Genomic DNA, 22,213 nt, shown 5'->3' with positions numbered 1-22,213 from the left:
GATGAAGACCCTGACGCTGTCCGCCGTCGCATTGCTTGCGACGGCCTCTCCCGCGCTCGCCCAGGACTATGACGTGCTGATCCGTGGCGGCACGGTCTATGACGGCAGCGGCGCGCCGGGCCGCAGCGCCGATGTCGCGATCATGGGCGATCGCATCGTCGCGGTGGGGACCATCCCCGCCAGGGCGACTGCGAAGACGGTGGTCGATGCGCGCGGCAGGATCGTCGCGCCAGGCTTCATCGATCCGCACTCGCACGCGGCGCCCAATATCCAGACGCCCGAGCTCGCCGCCGCGCTGCCGATGCTCCATCAGGGCATCACCACCCTGTTCCTCAATCCGGATGGCGGCGGCCCGGCCGACCTGGCGCCGCAGATCGCCGATCTCAAGGCCAACGTCCCCGGCGTCAACGTCGCTCCGATGATCGGCCACAATGCCGTGCGCGCAGCGGTGATGGGCAATGTCGATCGCCTTGCCACGCCCGAGGAGCAGGCGAGGATGGAAGGGCTGGTCACCACGGCGATGAAGCTGGGGGCCATCGGCCTGTCCGACGGGCCCTTCTACATTCCGGCCAAATATTCGAACACGGCGGAGATCGTCGGCCTCGCCAAGGCCGCCGCGGCCTTTCCGCATGCCTTCTACGAAAGCCATATCCGGGACGAGGGCAATTACGACATCGGCGTCGTCGCGGCAGTGGAAGAGGTGATCACCGTCGCGCGGGAGGCCAGGCTCCCCGGCGTCGTGACTCACATCAAGGTGCTGGGGCCGCAGGTCTGGGGCAAGTCGGCCGATGTGATCGCGCATATCGACAAGGCGCGTGCCGAAGGCGTGCAGGTCTGGGCCGATCAATATCCCTATACCGCATCCGGCTCGAGCCTGATGGCCTCGCTGGTCCCCGGCTGGGCGCAGGAGGGCGGAGCGGAGGCGCTGGCCAAGCGGCTCGCGGACCCGGCGATGCGCGCCCGCATTCGCGCCGAGATGGCCCCCAATCTCGCCCGCCGCGCCGGGCCGCACGCGATCCAGATCCGCGCCTACAAGGCCGACCCGTCGCTTGACGGCAAGCGGTTCGACGAAGTCGGCGCGATCATGAAGCTCGATCCGCTCGACGCGGCGATCGAGATGCTCAAGCAAGGCGGGGCGCCCACCGTGTCGTTCAACATGAGCGACAAGGACGTCGAGGCGTTCATGCGGCAGAGCTGGACGATGACGTCGACGGACGGCGGCCTGCCGCCCTTCGGCCGGACCGCGGAGCATCCGCGCGCCTATGGCGCCTTTCCCCGCAAGCTGCGCAACTATGTGATCGACAAGCCGGTGATCTCGATGACCCAGGCGATCCATGCCGCCACCGGGCTGCCGGCCCGGGTCTTCGCGATCACCGATCGCGGGGCGCTGCGCAAGGGCGCCTTTGCCGATGTGATCGTCTTCGATCCGGCGACCGTGCGCGACACGGCGACCTATGCGAAGCCGCATGCCTATGCCCAGGGCATGGACTATGTCTTCGTCAACGGGCGGGCCGCGCTGGTGCGGGGCACGCCGGTGCCGGAGCGGTTCGGCAGGGTGCTCCTGCGCACGCCGTGATCGTTCGGCGCGGGTTTCAGGCGATGATCAGCTTCACGCCCGCCTGCTCGATCATGCGGGCATGGGCATCGCCGATCGCCGCATCGGTCACGATCACGTCGAGCTCGTCGAGCCCGCACACCACCGAGCCCGAGGGCGCGGCGAATTTGGAGCTGTCGACGAGCAGCGCCACCCATTCGGCGCGGTCGATCATCTGGCGCTCGGCGGCGGCGAGCACGACGTCCGCCTGCATCACGCCCTGCGCGCCGACGAAGGCCGCGCCCATGAACAGGCGCGGGGCATGGACGCGCGGCATGCATTCCTCGCCGCCGATGCCCAGGATGATGTTCTGTTCGCGGAACACCGATCCGCCGGGCACGGCGATGCGGGTGCCCGGCTGGGGCAGCAGCGCGCTCACGACATGGAGCGAGTTGGTAAGGACCTGGAGGTTGAGCCCGGCCAGGTGGCGGCACATCTGCAGCGTCGTCGAGCCGCCGTCGATGATGATCGATTCGCCCGGCTGGCAGAGCGTGGCGGCGGCGCGGCCGATCGCTTCCTTCTGCTTGCGGTTGCGATCGATATTCTCGTGGAACGGCACGCCGGCGAGCGACTGGACGTCGGTGCGCTCCCCTTCGTCGCCGACCAGCCGCGCCCCGCCGCGCACGCGCTGGATCACGCCCTTGCCCTCCAGCCGGTCGAGATCGCGGCGCAGCGTGGCGGGCGAGGCCGGTACGGTCGCCTCCAGGCTCTTGAACGACACGAAGCCGGTTTTCCCCATCAGATCGAGGATCAGGCTATCGCGCTCTTCGACATGCATTTCCGGTGGAGCCCCAAATTTCCTGGGGTCTTGTGCCGGGCAAATCTGCCGAAATCAATCTTTTCCGCTCAAACGATGCCAGCGCCGAGCCCCACGGCCATCCGTTCCTGCGCCTTGCGTGCCCGCCAGCCGCTGTCGCGATAGGCGACCACCGCATCGATCGCCCCGCCGGCTTCCATCCGCGCCATGGCGAGGATCGGCGATACGTCGGTGCGATAGGCCTTTCGCAGCGTGAGGAAGGCCAGCATCGTGTCGTTGGCCTGCTGCGCGGCGGCGAGCGCCTCGCGGTCGACCAGGCTCGCCTTGGCGAAGGCACCCGCGATCGCTTCGGCCGACGAGATCATGCTCTCGATCGGATCGGTGACGTTGTGCGACTGGTCGATCATGTACGCCGGATCGAATCCGTCACGCGGGTTCAGCTCGGCCTCGATCAGTTCGTTGAAGACCAGGAAGAGCTGGTGCGGGTTGATCGATCCGCTGTCGAGATCGTCGTCGCCATATTTGCTGTCGTTGAAGTGGAAGCCGCCGAGCTTGCCGAAGCGGTGGAGCCGGGCGACGATCTGCTCGATGTTCACGTTCGGCGCGTGATGGCCGAGATCGACCAGGCACTTCGCCTTGGGGCCCAGTTCCTGCGCGGCGAGGATCGACGAGCCCCAGTCCGAGATCACGGTGGAGTAGAAGGCCGGCTCGAACATCTTGTGCTCGAGCAGCATGCGCCAGTCGTCGGGCAGCGCCGCATAGACCTGGGCCGCGGCCTCGAGATAGCGGTCGAGCGACTTGGCGAGGTCCTGCTGGCCGGGAAAGTTGGTGCCGTCGCCCACCCAGACGGTGAGCGCGCTGGCGCCGAGCTGGCGGCCAATCTCGATGCACTCGACATTATGCTCGACCGCCTGGGCGCGCACGCCGGCGTCGCCGGCCGAAAGGCTGCCGTCGCGATAGCTGAGCTTCTGGCCGGGCTGGTCCTGGAAGGTGTTCGAGTTGATCGCGTCGAAGCCCAGGCCGAGCGCCGCCGCCTCCTCGCGCAGCGCGGCATAGTCGCGCACCTTGTCCCAGGGGAAATGCGGGCTGACGCGCGGCGTGACGGTGGAGAGCTGGTGGATCACGGCGCAATCCGCCAGCTTCTCGTGGATGGTCGTGGGTTCGCCGGCGATCGGGAACTTGGCGAAGCGCGTGCCGCCGCGCCCGGCGCCCCAGCTCGGCACCGCGACCGAGAAGCCGGCGACGCGTGCCTTCACTGCATCGATGTCGATCCCGCGGCGCCCGAGCGCGCGGCCCAGGCTGTCATATTCGTCCCGCAGCGCTTCCACCCGCGCCGCATTGTGGCTTTCGATCTGGTCGACCGAAAGCGGCAGTTCCTTCGCCATTGCACCCTCTTGTTCTTATCGCGGGAAAGCCTGCGCGTTCCCGGCATCCACATTGACGATGTTGCCCGTCGATTTGGAAGAGGCTTCGGAAGCGAAGAAATGCACCGCCTCCGCCACGTCCTCGGGCAGTACGTCGCGCTTGAGCATCGAGCGGTTGCGATAATGCTCTTCCAGCTCCGAGCCGGGATCGATGCCGTGCGCGCCGGCGCGTTCCTTGCGCCAGTCGCCGTCCCAGATCCGCGAGCCCTTGATCACTGCGTCCGGGTTGACCGTGTTGACGCGGATGCCGTGCGGCGCGCCTTCCAGCGCCAGGCAGCGGGCGAGGTGCAGCGACGCCGCCTTGGCCGAGGCATAGGCGGAGGCGTTGACTGCCGCGGCCAGCGCGTTCTTCGAGCCGATGAACACGATCGAGCCGCCGCCGACCGCGCGCATCAGCGGGAAGGCGGCGCGGGCGCTGAGGAAATAGCCTTCGGTCAGCACGTCGTAGTTGCGGCGCCACAGCGCGACGCTGGTATCCTCCACCGAAGCGGAAGAGGCGATGCCGGCATTGGCGACCAGGATGTCGAGCCCGCCGAACTCGCGGGTGCACGCCTCGAACGCCGCGGCGACCTGCCGCTCGTCAGTGACGTCGCAGGTCTCGGCGCGGACCACGTCCTTGCCAAAGGCCTGGGCCATTTCGGCGCGGACCCGCTCGGCCGCCTCGGCGTCGCGGTCGACCAGCATCACGCAGGCGCCGTCCTGGAGCAGGCGCCGCACGGTGGCCGCGCCGATGCCCCCGGCACCGCCGCTCACCAGCGCGATGCGGCCGACCAGCGGCCTGGGCTTGGGCATGCGCTGCAGCTTGGCTTCCTCGAGCGCCCAATATTCGATGCCGTACGCTTCCTTCTCGGGCAGGCCGATATAATCGCCGATCGCCTCGGCGCCGCGCATCACGTTGATCGCGTTGCCATAGAATTCGCCGGCCAGGCGCGCCGTGGTCTTGTCGGCGGCGAAGGTGATGCGGCCGATGCCGGGGATCAGCACCACCACCGGATTGGGATCGCGCATCGCCGGATCCCCGGGCTCGGCGCAGCGCTGATAATAGGCCGCATAGCCCTGGCGATACGCCTCCAGCGCCTCGGCCAGATAGGCCTCGTCGTCGAGCCGGGCGGGATCGAGCGTGAGCGGGGCGATCTTGGTGCGCAGGAAGTGATCGGGGCACGAGGTGCCGATCGCGGCCAGCCGGGCGAAATCGCGGCTGCCGGCGAACTCCAGCGTCTCGGGATCGTCGGAGAAATGGCCGATCTTGCCGCGCGCACCGCGCATCAGGCCACGCAGCCGGGGCATCAGCGCGGCGGCGAGGACGGCGCGGTCATCGGCGGCGAGGGGCGGGGTCACTTCGCCGCCGAACGCCGGGCCCTGGGCCAGGCGTTCGTTGAGATAGGCCGCCGCGTCCGCGATCAGCGCGATCGTGTTGTCGTAACAGGCCTTGGCGGTGTCGCCCCAGCAGATGATGCCATGGCCCTCCAGCATCACGCCGCGCAGGTTCGGGCTTTCGGCGGCGAGCTTGCGGAGCTGCAGGCCGAGCTCGAAGCCCGGGCGCTTCCAGGGCAGCCAGCCGACCGCGCCGCCCCAGATCGCGTCGGTCGCGTCCTTGCCCGCGCTCGATGCCGCCAGCGCGATGATCGCATCGGGATGGACATGGTCGACATGCGCATAGGGCAGATAGCCGTGCAGCGGCGTGTCGATCGACGCCGCGCGCGCGTTCAGGTTGAACGTGCAGTGCGGCAGATACGAGACCATCTCGTCCTCGAACGCCACGCCGCGATAGCGCGATTCGAGGCCGAGCAGCTTGTCGAGATAGAGGGTGGCGAAGCCGTCGAGCTTCATCGAGCCGATATCGCCGCCCGAACCCTTCACCCACAGCACCGTCGCCGGCGCGCCGCTGAGCGGATCGGCCATCTCGATCTTCGCCGAAGTGTTGCCGCCGCCGAAATTGGTGACGGTCAGGTCCGAACCCAACAGGTTCGACCGGTAGAGCAGTAGCCCCTCCGGCGACATGCCGGCGGCCTCCGCATCGGACCAGCGGTTGCGCGGCACGGCGAACGGAATGGCGGACACCGCCCGGCGCACCCTTGTCTCGTCTTCAAGCATCCGGAATTACTCTCCCCCAGCGCCCGTTTCGGCGCGAGCTTCTCTATCAAGGTGTCTAGCCAGATACAATCAACTTCGCTAAATATCAATCATAACAAATTGGGGAGGCAGTATTGGGTGATGGGCTGAGCGTGGTGCTCGATTTGGGTAAGACCTTGTCGAAGCTCAGTCTCTGGGATGCGTCGGGGGCGATGCTGGCCCGGCGGACGCGACCCAATGACCGGCCCGTGACGGTGCTGGGTGGCGAGCGTGTCCGCACGCTCGACGCGGCCGGGATCGAGGCCTGGGCCGAGGAGGTGCTGCGCGCGTTCGCAGGGCTCGGGCGGGTGGCGCGGATCATTCCCGTGGGGCACGGTGCCGCGGCCGCGATCGTGCGCGACGGGGCGCTGGTGGCGCCGCCGCTCGACTATGAGCAGGCGATACCTGCCGAATGCGCCGCCGCCTATCGCGGTCAGCGGGATCCCTTTGCCCGCACCGGTTCGCCCGCGCTGCCCGACGGGCTCAACCTCGGACTCCAGCTGCATTTCCTCGAATCGCTCGATCCGGCTCTGCTCCACGGTGACGCGACGATCCTGCCCTGGCCGCAATATTGGGCATGGCGATTCTCGGGCGTCGCGGCATCCGAGGTTACGAGCCTGGGCTGCCACAGCGATCTCTGGTGCCCCGCCTCGGGCAAACCGTCGGCACTTGCCGAGCGGCGGGGCTGGGCCGCCCGGTTCGCGCCGCTCCGGCATGCCGGCGAGGCGATCGGCACGATCTCGCGGGAATGGGCGGAGCGCACCGGCCTGCCGGCCGATGTCGCGGTGCATTGCGGGCTGCACGATTCGAACGCGGCCCTGCTCGCGGCGCGGGGCTTTGCCGATATCGCCGAGCAGGAAGCGACGGTGCTCTCGACCGGTACCTGGTTCGTCGCGATGCGGAGTCCCGGCAAGGGCGCGCGCCTCGACCTGGCAGGCCTGCCCGAGGCACGCGACTGCCTGGTCAATATCGACGTCCATGGCACCCCGATCCCCTCGGCCCGGTTCATGGGCGGACGCGAGATCGAGCTGCTGACCGGGATCGATACACGGCGCGTCGACATCAATCCCGATCAGCCGGCGATCATCGCGGCGCTGCGCGGCGTCGTCGCGAGCGGCGCGATGGTGCTGCCGACGCTGACCCCCGGTATGGGCCCGTTCCCGGGCGGCGCGACGCGCTGGATCAACCGGCCGGCCGAATCGATGGGGCTGCGCGCGGCGGTGTGCCTCTATGCGGCGCTGGTGGCCGATGCGATGCTCGGCCTGATCGGGACGCGCGAGCGCGTGCTGGTGGAGGGGCGGTTCGGCGAGGCCCAGGCCTTTGTCCGCACGCTGGCCACGCTTCGGCCGGACCTCCACGTCTTCGTCTCCAACGAGCACAACGACGTGTCCTATGGAGCCTTGCGCCTGATCGACCCGTCGCTGGCACCGCCCTCGGCGCTCATCCGGGTGGCGCCGCTCGAGTGCGATCTCGCCGGCTATGCCGCGCGCTGGCGGAGCCTGGCGACGGGCAGCAGCGAGGCGGCATGAAGGCGGCGTCGATATCCGATTATCGCGCACTGGCGCGGCGCAGGCTGCCGCGCTTCCTGTTCGAATATATCGATGGCGGTTCCTATGCCGAGGTGACGCTGGGCCGGAACGTCGCCGATCTCGAGGCAGTGGCGCTGCGGCAGCGGGTGCTGCGCGACATTTCCCGGATCGACCTGTCGACGAGCCTGTTCGGGGAGCGGCTGGCGATGCCGGTCGCGCTCGGGCCGGTCGGGCTGGCGGGGCTCAACGCGCGGCGCGGCGAAGTGCAGGCGGCGCGGGCGGCGGAGGCGGCGGGGGTGCCCTTCGCGCTGTCGACCGTTTCGGCCTGCCCGCTCGCCGAAGTAGCGGGGGCGGTGAAAACGCCGCCCTGGTTCCAGCTCTACATGATCCGCGACCGCGGCTTCATGATCGACCTGATGGCGCAGGCGAGCGCGGCGGGCTGCCCGGTGCTGATCTTCACCGTAGACATGCCGGTGCCCGGCACGCGCTACCGCGACTATCGCTCCGGGCTGGCCGGCGCCCCGGGCCTGGGCGGATCGCTGCGGCGATTCGGCCAGGCGCTGACGCATCCGCGCTGGGCCTGGGACGTGGGCCTGTGGGGCCGGCCGCACCACCTCGGCAATGTCGCGCCGGTGCTTGCCGGCAAGACCGGGCTCAACGACTTCTTCGCCTGGATGCGCGACAATTTCGATCCCGCGATCGGCTGGGACGACCTGGATTTCGTGCGCAGGCACTGGAAGGGGCCGATCCTGCTCAAGGGAATCCTGGATCCGGACGACGCCCGCGAAGCGGCGGCGCGGGGCGTGGAGGGCGTGATCGTCTCCAACCATGGCGGGCGGCAGCTCGACGGCGTGCCGTCGACTGCCCGCGCGCTGCCGGCGATCGCCGATGCGGCGGGAGACCGGCTGACCTTGATGGCCGATGGCGGAATCCGGTCGGGGCTCGACGTGGTGCGGATGCTCGCGCTGGGCGCCCGGGGCGTGCTGCTCGGCCGTGCCTGGGCCTGGGCACTGGGCGGCGGCGGGCAGGCGGGCGTGGCGCATGTGCTGGAGCTGCTGGCCGCCGAGATGCGCGTCGCCATGGGGCTGACCGGCGTGACGCGCATCGACCAGATCGACGAAAAGATACTCGCGGGGAGGGAATGAATATGGGCGGAAATCCGCTGATCGGCGTTTTGTTTCATTGGCTTGGCGGGCTTTCCTCCGCCAGCTTCTATGTTCCCTATCGCCGCATCCAGGCCTGGTCCTGGGAGATATTCTGGCTGGTCGGCGGCGTCTTCTCCTGGCTGATCGCGCCCTGGCTGTTCGCGTCGATCCAGACGCACGACCTGCTCGGCGTGCTGGCGCGGACTCCGGGCAGCACCTGGTTCTGGTGCTGGTTCTGGGGCGCGATGTGGGGCTTTGGCGGGCTCACCTTCGGGCTGACCATGCGCTATCTCGGCCTCTCGCTCGGCATGGCGGTGGCGCTCGGGCTGACCACCGTGATCGGGACGATGGGCCCGCCGATCTTCCACGACACCCTAGGGCAGCTCGCGGAGACGTCGAGCGGGCAGATGACCTTTTTCGGCATCGCGATCACGCTTGCCGGCATCCTGGTGGTCGCCGCCGCCGGGCGCCGCAAGGAGCGCGAGATGGCAGGCGCGGCGGCGAGCCAGAGCGTGCGCGAGTTCAACCTGCCCAAGGGGCTCGCCATCGCGGTCTTCTCGGGCATCATGTCGGGCTGCTTCGCCTGGGGGCTCGATGCCGGCGCGCCGATCCGCGCGGCCACGGTGGCGGCGGGGACCGATCCGCTGTGGCAAGGGTTGCCGGTGCTGTGCGTCGTGCTGCTCGGCGGCTTCACCACCAATTTCGCCTGGTGCGGCTGGCTGATCCTGCGCAACCGGTCGGCGGGGCAGATCGTCGGCGCGGTTCCGTCGGGCGAGAAGCCGCCGCTGCTGCGCAACTATCTCCTGGCCGCGCTGGGCGGCACGCTCTGGTATTTCCAGTTCTTCTTCTACACGATGGGCGAGAGCCAGATGGGGAAATATGGCTTCTCCTCCTGGACGCTGCACATGGCGAGCATCATCCTGTTCTCCACGCTCTGGGGCTTCGCGCTCAAGGAATGGGCGGGGGTGCGGCTGGGCACGCGGACGCTGGTGTGGCTGGGCATCGGCGCGCTGCTGCTCTCCACCGTGGTGATCGGCGTCGGCAACTATCTCGCGGCATGACCATGGCGAAGCGGCGCCCGCTGATCCTGGGCAATTGGAAGATGCACGGCACGGGCTCCGACCTGGCCGAGGTCGAACGAATCGACGCCGCCGTGCAAGCGCTCGGCGTCGAGGCCGGGCTGATGCTGCCGGCGACGCTGATCGAGCGCGCGGCGCGCCGGGCGCGGGCCGTTGCGATCGGCGGGCAGGATTGCCATGCCGCTGCCCAGGGCGCGCATACCGGCGGCGTGTCGGCGGCGATGCTGCGCGAGAGCGGGGCGACCATGGTGCTGGCCGGGCACAGCGAGACGCGTGCCGGCGATGCCAGCAGCGTCGCCGCCAAGGCACATGCCGCGCAGGCGGCCGGGCTGGCCGTGGTGATCTGCGTGGGCGAGTGCGAGCGTTCGGCCGATGCGCGGGCGCTGGTGGCGGCGCAGCTCCGCGCATCGCTGCCGCCCGGGCTCGACCGGTCGCGCGCCGCGATCGCCTATGAGCCGGTCTGGTGCATCGGCGGGAGCGCGGTGCCGGATGCGGCGCATCTCGCCCGCATCTTCGAGATGCTGCGCGGCGAGGCGGGCGAGGCGCGGCTGCTCTATGGCGGCGCGGTCGATGGCGGCAACGCGGCGGAGCTGCTGGCACTGCCGGGGATCGACGGGCTGCTCGTCGGCCGGGCCAGCCGGTCGGCCGACGATTTCGTGCCGGTGCTGGAGGCGGCGGCGGGGGCCTAGAGGGCGTCCGGCCGCTCCCGCGGCGCATCGGAGGCGCAGGAACGAACCGCACCAAAATAGCCGTCACCCCGGCCCCTTCGGTCGCCTGCGGGGCAAGCAGCCGAAGGGGCCGGGGTGACGAAGTTGGTGGGTCAATCGATCGGCTTGGTCGCGGTGACGCGGATGTCCTTCTTCAGCCGGATATCGTCCGAGGCGCTGCCGACGAGCAACTGATAGGCACCGGCGCGCGCCACCCAGTGATGCGTGGCGGCATCCCAATAGCCAAAGGCCCGCGGATCGAGGCTCAGCTCGACGGTGCGGCTCTCGCCCGGCGCCAGCGCCACCTTGGCGAAGGCTGCGAGCTGCTTGATCGGCTCCTCGGCCGTGCGACCGGCCCGCGCGACATAGAGCTGGACGACTTCCTTCCCGGCAAGCTTGCCCGTGTTGCGGAGCGAGAGGCGGACCTTGGCCGCGGCGCCGGGCGCCACCGTCGCGGGAGCGGCGAGGCCGGCATAGCCGAAGCTGGTATAGGACAGGCCATGGCCGAAGGCGAAGAGCGGCGCCACGCCGCGCGCCTCATAGCCGCGATAGCCGACCAGCAGCCCCTCGGCATATTGGGTCTTCATGTCCGTCAGCCGCACCGGATCGTCGGCGCTGCGCAACGGGAAGGTCACCGGCAGCTTGCCCGAGGGATTGACCTTGCCGATCAGGATGTCGGCGAGCGCCGCCGCACCCTCCTGGCCCGGCAGCCACATGCCGACGATGCCCGGCACGTCCTTTGCCCAGGGCATGGTCATCGCCGCGCCGGCGTTGATGACCACCACGGTCGACGGGTTGGCCGCCGCCACCGCCGCGATCAGTTTGTCCTGGTCGCCCGGCAGGTCGAAATTGGCCCGGTCATAGCCTTCGCCCTCGGTGAGCGAGGCGGAGCCGCCGACCACGATCGCCGCATCGGCGCGCTTCGCCGCGGCGACTGCCGCATCGAAGTCCGGCCGGGGCACGCGCACGCCGAACTTCAGTGCCTCATAGGGCGTCTGGCCGGTCACATAGTCGAGCTGGATCGGATAGGCCTTGCCGCCCTCGAGCTGGACCTGGACGGTCCGCTGGGGAACGGGAAAGCCGATCACGTCGCGATTGTCCGGCTTTGCCGGCGTCGCCTTGTCGAGGATCGCCTTGCCGTCGAGCGTCAGCACGCCCGTGCCGGTGCCGCGCACGCTGAACTCATAGGTGCCGGTGGCCGGCGCGCGCAGCACGCCCGCCCAGCGCATCGATGCATAGCCGATCACCTTGGCGCTCGCGATATTGGCGCTGATCCGCTTGGTGAAATCGGTGGCGCGCTCGCGCTTCACCGGGTCGCCGCTGAAATCGGCACTGGCATAGTAGGTAGCAGCCAGGCCGGTCTCGCTGCTGTCGGCCGAGGGGCTGAACAGCGCGGGCGCAGCGGTGGGCGGCGTCTCCTCGCTGTCGACGCCCTTCTCGTAGATCACCTCGACGCCCGGCAGCGCGGCGCGGATCGCCTCGAGCGGCGTCACCAGCTTGTCGAACGGCGCCACCGCCGAGCTGCCGCCGCCCTGGATGCGGGCGATATCGGCATTGGGGCCGATCACCGCGAGCGTCCTGATGCCCGGCTTCAGCGGAAGGACGCCGGCATTCTTGAGCAGGACGATCGCTTCCTCGGCCGCGGCGCGGGCGGCCGCGCGGTGGCGTTCGCCGCCGATCTCGCCCTTGGGCTGCGGTCCGTCGAGCGCGCCGCTGCGGACGATCAGGCGCACGATGCGCCGGGCATTGTCGTCGAGCTGCGCCTCGCTCACTTCGCCGTCGCGCACCGCGGCGAGCAGCTTGGCGCCGAAATGCTGGGCGGGGCCGGGCATTTCGAGGTCGAGCCCGGCATTGGCCGCGGGGGCGGTGCTATGGGTCGCGCCCCAGTCGGAGACGACGAAGCCCTTGTAGTTCCATTCCTTCTTGAGCAGGTCGGTGAGCAGCCAGCGATTCTCGCTCGCATAGGTGCCGTTGACCTTGTTGTACGAAGCCATCACCGACCAGGGATCGGCCCGTTTCACCACCGTCTCGAAGGCGGGAAGATAAATTTCGCGCAGCGTCCGCTCGTCGATGACGGAATCGACGAAGAAGCGGTTGGTCTCGTGGTTGTTCACCGCGAAGTGCTTGATCGAGACGCCGATGCCCTTGCCCTGGACGCCGGCGACATAGCCGAGGCCCAGCTTGCCGGCGAGGAGCGGATCCTCCGAATAGGTCTCGAAATTGCGGCCCCAGCGCGGGGTGCGGACGATGTTCACCGTCGGCGCCAGCAGCACCGCCGCGCCATAGCCGCGCGACTCCTCGGCGATCGCGGCGCCCACCGCCCTGGCGATCTCCGGATTCCAGGTCGCGGCGATGGCGACGCCGACCGGGAAGACGGTGGCGGGCTTGCCCTCGGGCGAGCGCACGCCGGTGGGGCCGTCGGTCACCTTGACCGCGGGGATGCCCAGCCGCGGGACGGAATGCAGCGTCATCGAGCTTTCGCCGGCGAGCAGCGACACCTTCTCCTCCAGCGTGAGCCGGTGCATCAGGTCTTCGACGCGCTTCTCCAGCGGAGCGCTCTTCTCACGATAGGTCATGCGTTCGTTCTGGGCCTGGGCGAGCGCGGGTGCGCTCGCAATCAACGCCGTCGCGGCGACGCAGGCAAGGAAATTGGCGCGAGTCATCATTTGATCGCGGCGAGATCGGCGGCGGTCTTGGCGAGGATCTCGTCGGTGAGCTTGCCGTCCGAATAGGCCTTGAGCTGGTTGAGGCTCAGCCCCTTGAACATGTCGTATTGCGGCAGGCCGATCAGGCCGGGCAGGTTCTTGTCGATCGCGGCCTTGCCCTGGGCGTCGGCCACGATCTCCTGGATCGGCGTATCCAGCGTGAACTTCGCCGCGGCGGCCGGCGCCGTCGGCGCGGGGGCCGGTGCCGGCGCGGTCTGGGCGAGGGCGGTGCCCGGCAGGGCGAGCAGGGCGGCGATCAGCAGCTTGTTCATCATCTTCATCCTTGGCTTGCGGTTTGGAGATCCAGCTCGGCGATCATCGCCTCGCGGATCAGATATTTCTGGACCTTGCCGGTCACGGTTGTGGGGAAGGCGTCGACGAAGCGGACGTAGCGGGGCACCTTGTAGTGGGCGATGCGACCGCGGCAGAAGGCGCGGACCTCCTCCGCGTCGCCCGACGAGCCGGCGCGCAGCCGGATCCAGGCGCAGAGCTCCTCGCCCATGCGATCGTCGGGCACGCCGACCACGGCCACGTCCTCCACCGCCGGATGGCCGTAGAGGAACTCCTCGATCTCGCGCGGATAGATGTTCTCGCCGCCGCGGATCACCATGTCCTTCAGCCGGCCGACGACATTGCCATAGCCGGCCGCGTCGATCACCGCGAGGTCGCCGGAATGCATCCAGCCCTCCGCATCGAGCACTGCCGCGGTCTTCTCCGGCTCGTCCCAATAGCCGAGCATCACCGAATAGCCGCGGGTGCAGAGTTCGCCGGGCGTGCCGGCGGGCACGATCTCGCCGGCCTCGTCGACGATCTTGCATTCGAGATGCGGCTGGACCCGCCCGATCGAGCCGATGCGGCGCTCGAAGGGATCGTCCACCGCGGTCTGGAAGCTGACCGGGCTGGTCTCCGTCATGCCATAGGCGATGGTGACCTGGGGCATGTGCAGCCGCTCGTTCACCGCGCGCATCAGCGGCTCGGGGCAGACGGCGCCGGCCATGACGCCGGTGCGCAGCGAAGCGATGTCGAACCGCTCGAACTCGGGATGGGCGAGCACGGCGATGAACATGGTGGGCACGCCGTAGAGCGCGGTGCAGCGCTCGCGCTCGATCGCCGCCAGGGTCGCGCCCGGATCGAAGCCGGCGGCGGGATAGACCATCGTCGCGCCGTGCGTGAGCGCGGCAAGGTTGCCCATCACCATGCCGAAGCAATGGTAGAGCGGCACCGGGATGCAGACCCGGTCGCCGGGCTGGAGGCGCTGGGCTAGGCCGACGAAATAGCCGTTGTTCAGGATGTTGCGATGGCTGAGCGTCGCGCCCTTGGGCTGGCCGGTGGTGCCGCTGGTGAACTGGATGTTGATCGCGTCGCCGGCGCGCAGTTCCGGGCCGATCGCCGCAAGCATCCGGCGGCTCGCATCGTCCGCATGGCCGGCGACCTGGTCGAACGCGATCCAGCCGGGCCGGCGCGCGGTGCCGATGCAGAGGATGCGGCGGAGCGCGGGCAGGTCGGGTGCGATCTCGGCGACCATCGCGGCATAGTCGCTGGTCTTGAAGCGATCCATGAAGACCAGCGCGGCCAGGCCGACCTTCGCCATGGTGAAGCTGGCCTCGGACGTCCGATAGGCGGGGTTGATCGTGACCAGGATCAGCCCGGCGCGCGCGGCAGCGAACTGGGTGAGCGTCCATTCGATGCAATTGGGCGCCCAGATGCCGATCCGCTCGCCCGGCTCCAGCCCGAGCGCGAGCAGCCCGGCGGCGAAGGCGTCGGCCCGTTCGAGCAGTTCGGCGAAGGTCCAGCGGATATCCTGCTCGACCGAGACCAGCGCCTCGCGCTCGCCCCAGCGGGCGGCGGCCAGCGCCAGCGCCTCGCCGATCGTGTGCTCGATCAGCGGCGGCGCATCGGCGCCCCGGACGAGGCTCGCGGCCGGGCTCACCGCTTCGCGCCGGGAGCGACGCAGAGGAAGTTCGCCGCCTCGTCGGTCGAGCCCTTGCCCGTCCAGCGTGCGACCTTGGGATAGGCGCACAGGGGACGGGTGCGGACTGGCTTGGCCGGGAAGCCGAGATAGCCGAACAGGTCGTTGTCGTATTTGGTGGCGATCATCGTCTCGGGCGCGGGGCCGCCCTGGCGCCATTTGTCGATCGTGCCGAGCGTATCGAGCACGTTCGGGCCGGGGCCGGCCAGGCAGTGCGACATGCCGGGGACCATGAACAGGCGCACCGAGTCCCGCGCGGCGGCGCCGACGCGCTTCTGCACGGCCTGATAATAGTCGATCGTGTTCTCGGGCGCGATCGCGGCGTCGTTCCAGCCATGATAGAGGATTAGCTTGCCGCCGCGCTTCAGGAACGGGCCGATGTCCGGATTGTCGCTGTCGAGCACCGGCGCGAGGCGGCGGGCTGCGGCATAGTCGCGCGTCACGTCGAACGACGCGGGCTGCCATTCGGGGTCCGAATAGACCATGTTGCGGAAGAACTCGCCGGCGAAGATGCCGTGCTGGGCCTTGGGGCCGGTGAGCCACAGGTCCCAGGCGCCGGGAACGGCCTCGGCGCCGGGCATGTAGCCGGGGAAGAATTTCCTGCCCTTGGCATCGAAGGTGCCGCGATACAGCGCGCGCGCCGCGGTGACCTGGCCGGCGGTGAGGCAGGAGGGGCCGTCGCCGGCCTTGCACTGGAGCACGGCCGGATCGAATCCGCACTGGCGCGGATCGTCGAGCACGCCGTCCTTCACGCCATCCTTCGCATCGCACTGGGCGAGCGCGGCGTCCTGGAGCAGCTTGAGCTTCGCGTTGGGGATCAGCGTATCGGGGCGGGCGAACACCGCGCGATCGGTGGCCATGAACGAGGTCATCAGCCGGCTCCAGGCATTGGCCGGCGCACCCGCGACGATCGCGTCATAATCCTCGGGATAGCGCTGCGCCTCCATCAGCGCCTCGCGGCCGCCATCGGAACAACCCTGGAAATAGGACGCCTTGGGCGCATTGCCGTAATAGGCGGCGATGACGGCCTTGCCGACGCCGGAGGCAAGATGGTTGGCGCGGTGGCCGAAATCGACGATCTTCTCGGGCTGGTTCAGCGCCCATTTGGCGTCGGTGTCGGCAGTGCCGACATGGCCCATGTCGGTGCCCACCGTGGCATAGCCCTTGCCCAGCGCACCCTGCATGGTCAGCTGGGGGAGCAGCATCGAGCCGCCATAGCCGCCATTGCCGGCGCCCAGCAGCTTGCCGTTCCAGGCAGTGGGTGCGGGCAGCCACACCTCGACCTTGATCTCGGAGCGCGGGGTGGGGGCGAGCACTGCATAGACGCGGCAGAAGCCGGCCTGGGCGGGGAGACCGGGCGTACCCTCCTTGGTGTTGACCATGCCGCCCTTGGCGACTTCCTCGGCCTTCACGACCTTGCCGTCGGCGAGCGCCATGCCGGTGAGCGCGGTGCAGGCGCCGGTGGGCGGGGTCGCCGCGACGGGTTCGGGATTGCCGCCCGAGACGAGCAGCGCGGTGGCGACGGCGCCCAGTGCGCCGAAATGGGCTATCCGGTTCATTTGTTGAGCAACCCCTTGGCCTGGAACCATTTCTGCGCGTGCTCGGGCCAGGCGTCCGATGCCTTGCCGCTCTTGGTGATGCCGAAGCCGTGGCCGCCCTTGGGGAAAGTCACCAGGGTCGCGTCGGCGCCTGCCGCCTTCCAGGCATCGACCAGCCGGCCGGCTTCGGGGCGGACGATGGGATCGTCCTCGGCGACCATCGCGAGCAGCGGCGGCGCCTTGGCCGGGACGGTCAGCGGATTGCCGACCAGGCCGGGATACATGGCGACGATGAAGTCCGGGCGGCTGGCCGGCTTCGCGCCGAGCACCGTCCACATCGTCACCGCGCCGCCGGCCGAGAAGCCCATCATGCCGATGCGGTTCTGCTTCACGCCGAACCTGGCCGCATTGGCGCGGACATAGCGCATCGCTTCCTCGCCATCGGCGGTGGCAAGCGGACGGAGCGGGACGATCGCGGCCTCGAGCGACTTGAAGTTCATCAGCCGGCGGATCATCACCATGCCGAAATCGTCGCCAGTGGGAAGCAGGCGGTAGCGCAGCACGAAGGCGGTGATGCCCTGGCTGTTGAGCCACCTGGCCACGCCGTCGCCTTCATTGCCGATCGAGAGCAGATGGAAGCCGCCGCCCGGCGCGACGATCACTGCGGTCCCGTTGGCGATCTTCGGATCGGGGCGGAACACCGTGAGCGTCGGCTCGGAGACGTTGCGGGTGATCAAGCCGTACGGCTTCTTGTCGGCGGTGGTCTCCGCCTGCATCGGACCCATCGAGCCCGGCGCGCCGTTCGGCCAGAGCCGGATCGCCTCCTGGGCATGGGCGGTGACGCTGCCGGCGAACAGCGCGAACGGCGCCAGGATCCGGAAGAGGGTACGCATGGACTTCCTCATTTCTGCTTGGCCGCATCGCGGGCGGCGGCGATCGCCATGATCTCGGGCGTGCCGGCGGGTGCGGCGGCACTTCCGTTATTGCTAATCACTAGCATCTGTGCGCCCGGGTCGAACCTTGCCCAGCCCGGGTCGCCGGTCTTGGCGAACGCCGCCCAATGGTCCGCGACCAGCCTGGCGGCGGCCATGTCGGCAGGGCTGGGCTTGCCGCCCGCGGCGGCGAGATTGTCGAACTGATAGGGCACGTCGGTGGCGTGCGAGGCGCCTGCGAGCGTGGCGCGCTTCGCCTCGGCGACATAGCCGAAGCGATAGAGCCAGGTCGGGCCGTGGGCGGCCTGCCGCCCGGCGAGCGAGAAGGCCGGCTCGGTGAAGGTATAGTCGCTCGGGATGTGGCGGGCATAGGCCTCGGCCGAGCCATAGGCGGTGCGCACCGCATCGGCGGCGGCACCCAGCTTCTCGGTCGCCTTGGCGACGAAGCCCTTGAGGAACGGCGCGGGGATGAAGCCCAGCTCGTCGCTGTTCGAGCCGACGACATAGCGGATGCCGCGTGCCTTGCCGGCGGCGAGCAGCGCGTCGGTGTCGCCGGTGACGATGCGGCCGTCGGTCATCGGACCGGAATAATGCGCTTCGTCGCCGTTGAGCAGGTTGATGCCGCCCTGCACCTTGTCCGCCGGCAATGCGCGCAGCGCCGCGAGATCCTCGGCGCCGGCGCGCTTGGCGAAGGCGAGGCCCTTGGCCTCTCCGGCTGCGAGGTCGGGCCAGCTGTCGCGGCCGCCGCCCGAGGCAGCGATCGCCTTGGCGAACAGGCCCTTCGCGGCCGGCGAGACCATCAGCCGGCTGACCGATTCCCCGCCCGCGGACTCGCCGAAGATCGTGACATTGGCCGGATCGCCGCCGAACGAAGCGATGTTGCGCTTCACCCATTGCAGCGCCGCGAGCTGGTCCATCAATGCCCAGTTGCCGGTGGGGCCGCCACCGGCCTCGCGGGTGAGTGCGGGCGTGGCGAAGAAGCCGAACCGGCCGAGGCGATAGTTGAAGGTGACGACCACCACCCCGCGCGCAGCCAGGCGGCTGCCGTCCAGGATCGCGGCGCTGCCCGATCCGGTGGAGAAGCCGCCGCCATGGATATAGACCATCACCGCCAGCTTCGCGCCGGCACGGGGCCGGGGCGTCCAGACGTTGAGGAACAGGCAGTCCTCGCTCATCGGCAGCGTAGTGTTGGCGAGGTCGCCCGGCATGCGAGCCTGGACGCAGTCATTGCCATAGCCGGTGGCGTCGCGCGTGCCGGTCCAGCCAGGGACCGGCATCGGCGCGTGCCAGCGCAGCGGCCCGACCGGGGCGGCCGCATAGGGAATGCCCTTGAAGCTGGCGACGCCTTCGGCAGTGGCACCGCGCAGGGTCCCGCGGTCGGTGCGGACCTCCTGCGCCTGGGCGGTGCCCGCGAGCAGCAGGGTGAGAGCGAAAAGCGAAGTTCTCATTTCCGTCCCCCGGTCACGAAGGTGAAGCTGCCCGGCCCGGTGGCATAGACGGTAGCGGCATCGGTCTGGCGGAGCAGGGTGGCGCCCCGGGGCACTGCGCCGACCATGCCGAAGCGGGCGGGTACCCAGATCTCGCCGGCGGCGTTCATCGGCACCGTGGCGGTGAGCGTGAGGCGACCGTTCTCGACCTGCCATCCGGCCTTGGCCTCGCCCTGCGGCGTCGCCATCGTGGCGGCAGCCGAAGCCAGGCCCTGCGGAATCTCGGGGCGGACCAGGACGATGCGATAGCCCGGCGCGCCCGGGCGCAGTCCCGCGAGGCGCTGGCGCATCCAGTCCGCGATCGAGCCGAAATAATGATGGTCGCGCGAGCGGGCGTTGAGGCCCCAGGATTCGAACATCGTCTTGTGACCGCTCTTCAGCCAGAAGCCCCAGCTCGGCTCCTCGGTGCGGGTGGCGACGCGATAGGCGAGGTCGGCATGGCCGTAGTCGCTGAGGATCTCGAGCAGGTAGCGCGTGCCGAACACCCCGGCGCGCAGGCCCCGGGCCTCGACGTCGGCGGCGATCGTATCGGCGACCTTCTGCGCCTGGCCCTCCGGCGCCATGCCGAAGGCGAGCGGCAGGATGTTCTGCGACTGGGTCGGTCCCTTGGTCGCGCCCTTGTCGTCGAGCGTGCGGTAGCGGCCGTTCGCTGCGTCCCAGTAGCGTGCGTTGTAGGCGCGGCGGATATCGGCGGCGAGCGCGCCATAGCGGTCCGCATCGGCCGTGTTGCCGATCACTGCGGAGGACTTGGCCAGCAGGTCCGCCTCGTGGAAGAAATAGGCAGTGGTGATCGCGTCGATCCCGCCATTGTTGGTGGCGAAGATGTCGAGCGGGCCCGGCGCGCTCCATTCGCTGAGGCCCCGGTCGTGGCGATAGTCGGGCGCCTTGAAGACGGTGGCGGTATAGTCGACCAGCCGCTTCTGCATGGCGTGCATGCGCGCCAGGATGCGGGTGTCGCCCTCGGCCTGGTAGAGTTCCCAGGGCAGGATCATCGCCGCGACGTCCCAGGGCGTCGACGGACCCCAGACGAACGACCAGCCCGGGGTGCCTTCATAGCCGTAGAAGGGCGTGGCCGGAACGATCTCGGGCAGCTCGCCGCTCGGCGCCTGGGCATCCGGATAGTCGTTCAGCCATTTGGTCCAGACGCGGGCGATGCCCAGGCTGCGCGCCGCGGCGCCGGCCGAGGCCTGGGCATCGCCGGTCCAGCCATTCTTCTCATAGGTCGGCGTATCGGTCTGATAGCCGTGCATGTTGTTCAGGATGGTGCGGATCGCCGCCTGGTCGATTTCGTTCAGCAGCGGATTGGCGCTGGTGAAGCTGCCCGTTCGGGCGACCGCGCTATGGGCGACCTTGCCGGTGAGCGTGGCCAGGGTCGGCGTGCCGGAATAGCCGCGCAGCTCGACATAGCGGAAACCGCGATAGCCGAAGCTCGGTTCCCAGCGTTCGGCGCCCGATCCGGCGAGCGTGTAGCGATCGGTCTGGAGCTGCGCGTCGATCAGGCCCGAGGCGGGGACGACCATCCCGTCGTCGCCGATCCGCTCGCTGGCGACGAGCGAGACGGTGGTGCCGCGCGGCCCGCGCACGTCGAGCGTGGTCCAGCCCGAGAAGATGCGGCCGAAATCATAGACCCAGACGCCCGGCTTCACCTGAGTGAGCGAGACCGGGGCAAGCTGCTCGACCGGGGCGATCGGCTCGACGTTCGCGGCCTGGAGCAGACCCTTGGGGCCTTCGACCTGCCGGGCGGCGGTCCAGCCCTTGCCGGCGAAGCCGGGCTTGTCCCAGCCGGTCGGGAGCAGCCGCGCGTCATAGCGCTCGCCGCGATGGACGGAATCGTTGCGGGTGGGGCCGGAGACGGTCCGCCAGGTCGCATCGCTGGCGATCGTCTGGCGCGACCCGTCGGCGAAGGTCACTTCGAGCTGCGCCTTGAGCGCCGGCTCGCCGTGCCAGGGCGCCTGGTCGAAATACCATTCGTTCGGGTCGGTCAGCCCATACCAGCCGCGTCCCAGCTCGGCGCCGAGGACGTTCTGCCCCGCGCGAACACGGTCGGTCACGTCATAGGTCTGGTAGAGGACGCGCTTGTCATAGGCGGTGAAGCCGCTGGCCATCGCGCTGGCGCCTACCGTGCCGCCGTTGAGATGCATGCGCGGCCAGCCCGCGCCCGCGACATAGAGGCGCGCCGCCGCGATCTTCTTCGCCGGCAGGGTGAAGGCCTTGCGGACGAGCGGGGCGGGGGCCTCGATCGGCAGGACGATGTCGATGTTCGGAACGCCGGCGGCGACAGTGAGCCCCTGCGCCTCGACCGTGCCGCCGACAAAGGGATTGTCGTTGGCCGGGAAGCGGGTGGCGAAGGCCGGGCTGCCGGTGCCGGTGACGCTGACCGCGTGGATCGTCGCTCCGGCGGCTTCCCGCGACGAGAAGCCGATCGTGCCGTGCGGCTGGGACTGGTCGGTGAGCAGATCGACTTGCTTGCCGTCGATCGCGGTGGCGATGTTCGAGCCGCGGGCAGTGATCGTCACCTTGTGGCGCACCCCCTTCAGCGTGATGCCGGTGAGCGGCACGCGCTTGAGCTCGGTGAGCTTGACGCCCGAGCTGCTGCCGCCGGGATAATGGCGGACGCGGGCGATCAGCACCGGGCCGGCCTTCTCCTCGGCCAGGGTCCAGACATAGGCCTCGCCATAGGTCTTGCCGGCCGCACCGGCGCGGAAGAGCAGGTCGACCGAGCTGCCGGTGAGCGTCAGGTCGCTTTCGAAGCGCAGGTCGCTCCAGTCATGGTCGCGGCGTGCCGGGCCGGCGATCCACCCCGCCGCCCAGTCGGCCGGGGCGAGCAGGCCCATCTCCCACCAGCCGGGCCGGCTCCAGCCGCTCTCGCGACCGTCGGCGTCCCAGGTCCTGACCTGCCAGGAATAGCGGGTGCGCGCGGCGAGGGCGGGCCCCGTATAGGGGATTTGCGCATTGTCGGCCGAAGCCACCTTGCCGCTGTCCCAGACGGGCTTGCCCTCGGCCGTGACGCGGATCTGATAGGCTGCCTGGCGCTTCGCCGGGGAATGCCAGGCGAGGCGCGGGGCAGGCTCGTCGATGCCGAGCGCGGCATCGGCATATTCGGCCGTCAGCCGGGTGGGTGCCGGGCCGTCGTCCCGGGCGGACGCGGCCATGGCGGCGAGAAGCGCCATGGCCGCCGTGCCCGAGGCCAACAGGGTACGCATTGTCAGCACAGACGACGGAAGCGACACCCGAT

15 protein-coding genes are annotated in these 22,213 nt (G+C 69.5%); 5 read left to right on the top strand and 10 right to left on the bottom strand.

What is annotated here, in order from left to right:
* The first annotated feature begins 1 nt into the window (after position 1).
* Positions 2 to 1,576: an N-acyl-D-amino-acid deacylase family protein gene (locus FHR20_RS15740; RefSeq protein WP_167300596.1), complete on the top strand. Its 1,575-nt coding sequence runs from the start codon at positions 2 to 4 to the stop codon at positions 1,574 to 1,576.
* A 16-nt stretch (positions 1,577 to 1,592) separates the two neighbouring features.
* Here FHR20_RS15740 and FHR20_RS15735 read toward each other — a convergent pair whose 3' ends face one another.
* From FHR20_RS15735 to FHR20_RS15725, 3 genes are all read right to left on the bottom strand, one after another.
* Positions 1,593 to 2,372, bottom strand: a complete 780-nt coding sequence (locus tag FHR20_RS15735; protein WP_167300595.1) for a DeoR/GlpR family DNA-binding transcription regulator — start codon at positions 2,370 to 2,372, stop codon at positions 1,593 to 1,595.
* Positions 2,373 to 2,440: 68 nt separating this feature from the next.
* A complete protein-coding gene (gene rhaI, locus FHR20_RS15730; protein ID WP_167300594.1) occupies positions 2,441 to 3,736 on the bottom strand; it encodes an L-rhamnose catabolism isomerase in 1,296 nt (431 codons plus the stop codon).
* 15 nt (positions 3,737 to 3,751) lie between these two features.
* A complete protein-coding gene (locus tag FHR20_RS15725; protein ID WP_167300593.1) occupies positions 3,752 to 5,869 on the bottom strand; it encodes a bifunctional rhamnulose-1-phosphate aldolase/short-chain dehydrogenase in 2,118 nt (705 codons plus the stop codon).
* 113 nt (positions 5,870 to 5,982) lie between these two features.
* Here FHR20_RS15725 and FHR20_RS15720 point away from each other — a divergent pair, with 113 nt between their 5' ends.
* Genes FHR20_RS15720 through FHR20_RS15705 form a run of 4 tightly spaced genes read left to right on the top strand, consistent with a single transcriptional unit; the run spans position 5,983 to position 10,329 of the window.
* Entirely contained in the window at positions 5,983 to 7,416 is a 1,434-nt protein-coding gene (locus FHR20_RS15720; RefSeq protein ID WP_167300592.1) for an FGGY-family carbohydrate kinase, read from the top strand.
* Positions 7,413 to 8,561 (top strand): FMN-dependent L-lactate dehydrogenase LldD, encoded by a 1,149-nt coding sequence (gene lldD / locus FHR20_RS15715; protein WP_167300591.1) that lies wholly within the window; start codon positions 7,413 to 7,415, stop codon positions 8,559 to 8,561. Before FHR20_RS15720 ends, lldD begins: the two co-directional genes overlap by 4 nt.
* A 2-nt stretch (positions 8,562 to 8,563) precedes the next feature.
* Positions 8,564 to 9,622 carry an L-rhamnose/proton symporter RhaT gene (gene rhaT / locus FHR20_RS15710; protein ID WP_167300590.1) on the top strand — a complete coding sequence of 353 codons (1,059 nt, stop codon included), beginning with the start codon at positions 8,564 to 8,566 and terminating at the stop codon, positions 9,620 to 9,622.
* Complete coding sequence (locus FHR20_RS15705; RefSeq protein WP_341786461.1) at positions 9,619 to 10,329, top strand: triose-phosphate isomerase family protein; 711 nt, start codon at positions 9,619 to 9,621, stop codon at positions 10,327 to 10,329. Before rhaT ends, FHR20_RS15705 begins: the two co-directional genes overlap by 4 nt.
* A gap of 131 nt (positions 10,330 to 10,460) precedes the next feature.
* Here FHR20_RS15705 and FHR20_RS15700 read toward each other — a convergent pair whose 3' ends face one another.
* Genes FHR20_RS15700 through FHR20_RS15675 form a run of 7 tightly spaced genes read right to left on the bottom strand, consistent with a single transcriptional unit; the run spans position 10,461 to position 22,181 of the window.
* Positions 10,461 to 13,010, bottom strand: coding sequence for a beta-glucosidase (locus FHR20_RS15700; protein ID WP_167300588.1), 2,550 nt, complete (start codon positions 13,008 to 13,010; stop codon positions 10,461 to 10,463).
* A complete protein-coding gene (locus FHR20_RS15695; protein WP_167300587.1) occupies positions 13,010 to 13,324 on the bottom strand; it encodes a hypothetical protein in 315 nt (104 codons plus the stop codon). Before FHR20_RS15695 ends, FHR20_RS15700 begins: the two co-directional genes overlap by 1 nt.
* Before the next feature lie 5 nt (positions 13,325 to 13,329).
* Positions 13,330 to 14,982 carry an AMP-binding protein gene (locus FHR20_RS15690; RefSeq protein ID WP_341786460.1) on the bottom strand — a complete coding sequence of 551 codons (1,653 nt, stop codon included), beginning with the start codon at positions 14,980 to 14,982 and terminating at the stop codon, positions 13,330 to 13,332.
* Positions 14,979 to 16,580 (bottom strand): tannase/feruloyl esterase family alpha/beta hydrolase, encoded by a 1,602-nt coding sequence (locus FHR20_RS22720; protein WP_208413682.1) that lies wholly within the window; start codon positions 16,578 to 16,580, stop codon positions 14,979 to 14,981. The genes FHR20_RS15690 and FHR20_RS22720 overlap by 4 nt, the downstream gene beginning before the upstream one ends.
* Positions 16,577 to 17,452, bottom strand: coding sequence for an alpha/beta hydrolase (locus tag FHR20_RS15685; RefSeq protein WP_167300585.1), 876 nt, complete (start codon positions 17,450 to 17,452; stop codon positions 16,577 to 16,579). Before FHR20_RS15685 ends, FHR20_RS22720 begins: the two co-directional genes overlap by 4 nt.
* 8 nt (positions 17,453 to 17,460) lie before the next feature.
* Positions 17,461 to 18,939 (bottom strand): carboxylesterase/lipase family protein, encoded by a 1,479-nt coding sequence (locus tag FHR20_RS15680; protein ID WP_167300584.1) that lies wholly within the window; start codon positions 18,937 to 18,939, stop codon positions 17,461 to 17,463.
* Entirely contained in the window at positions 18,936 to 22,181 is a 3,246-nt protein-coding gene (locus tag FHR20_RS15675; protein ID WP_167300583.1) for an alpha-L-rhamnosidase, read from the bottom strand. The genes FHR20_RS15680 and FHR20_RS15675 overlap by 4 nt, the downstream gene beginning before the upstream one ends.
* Between the last annotated feature and the right edge of the window lie 32 nt (positions 22,182 to 22,213).

The organism is Sphingomonas leidyi, assembly GCF_011761945.1.
Classification (GTDB): domain Bacteria; phylum Pseudomonadota; class Alphaproteobacteria; order Sphingomonadales; family Sphingomonadaceae; genus Sphingomonas; species Sphingomonas leidyi.
Note: the sequence above shows the minus strand (reverse complement) of the source record. Positions and strands in the feature narration are given on the sequence as shown.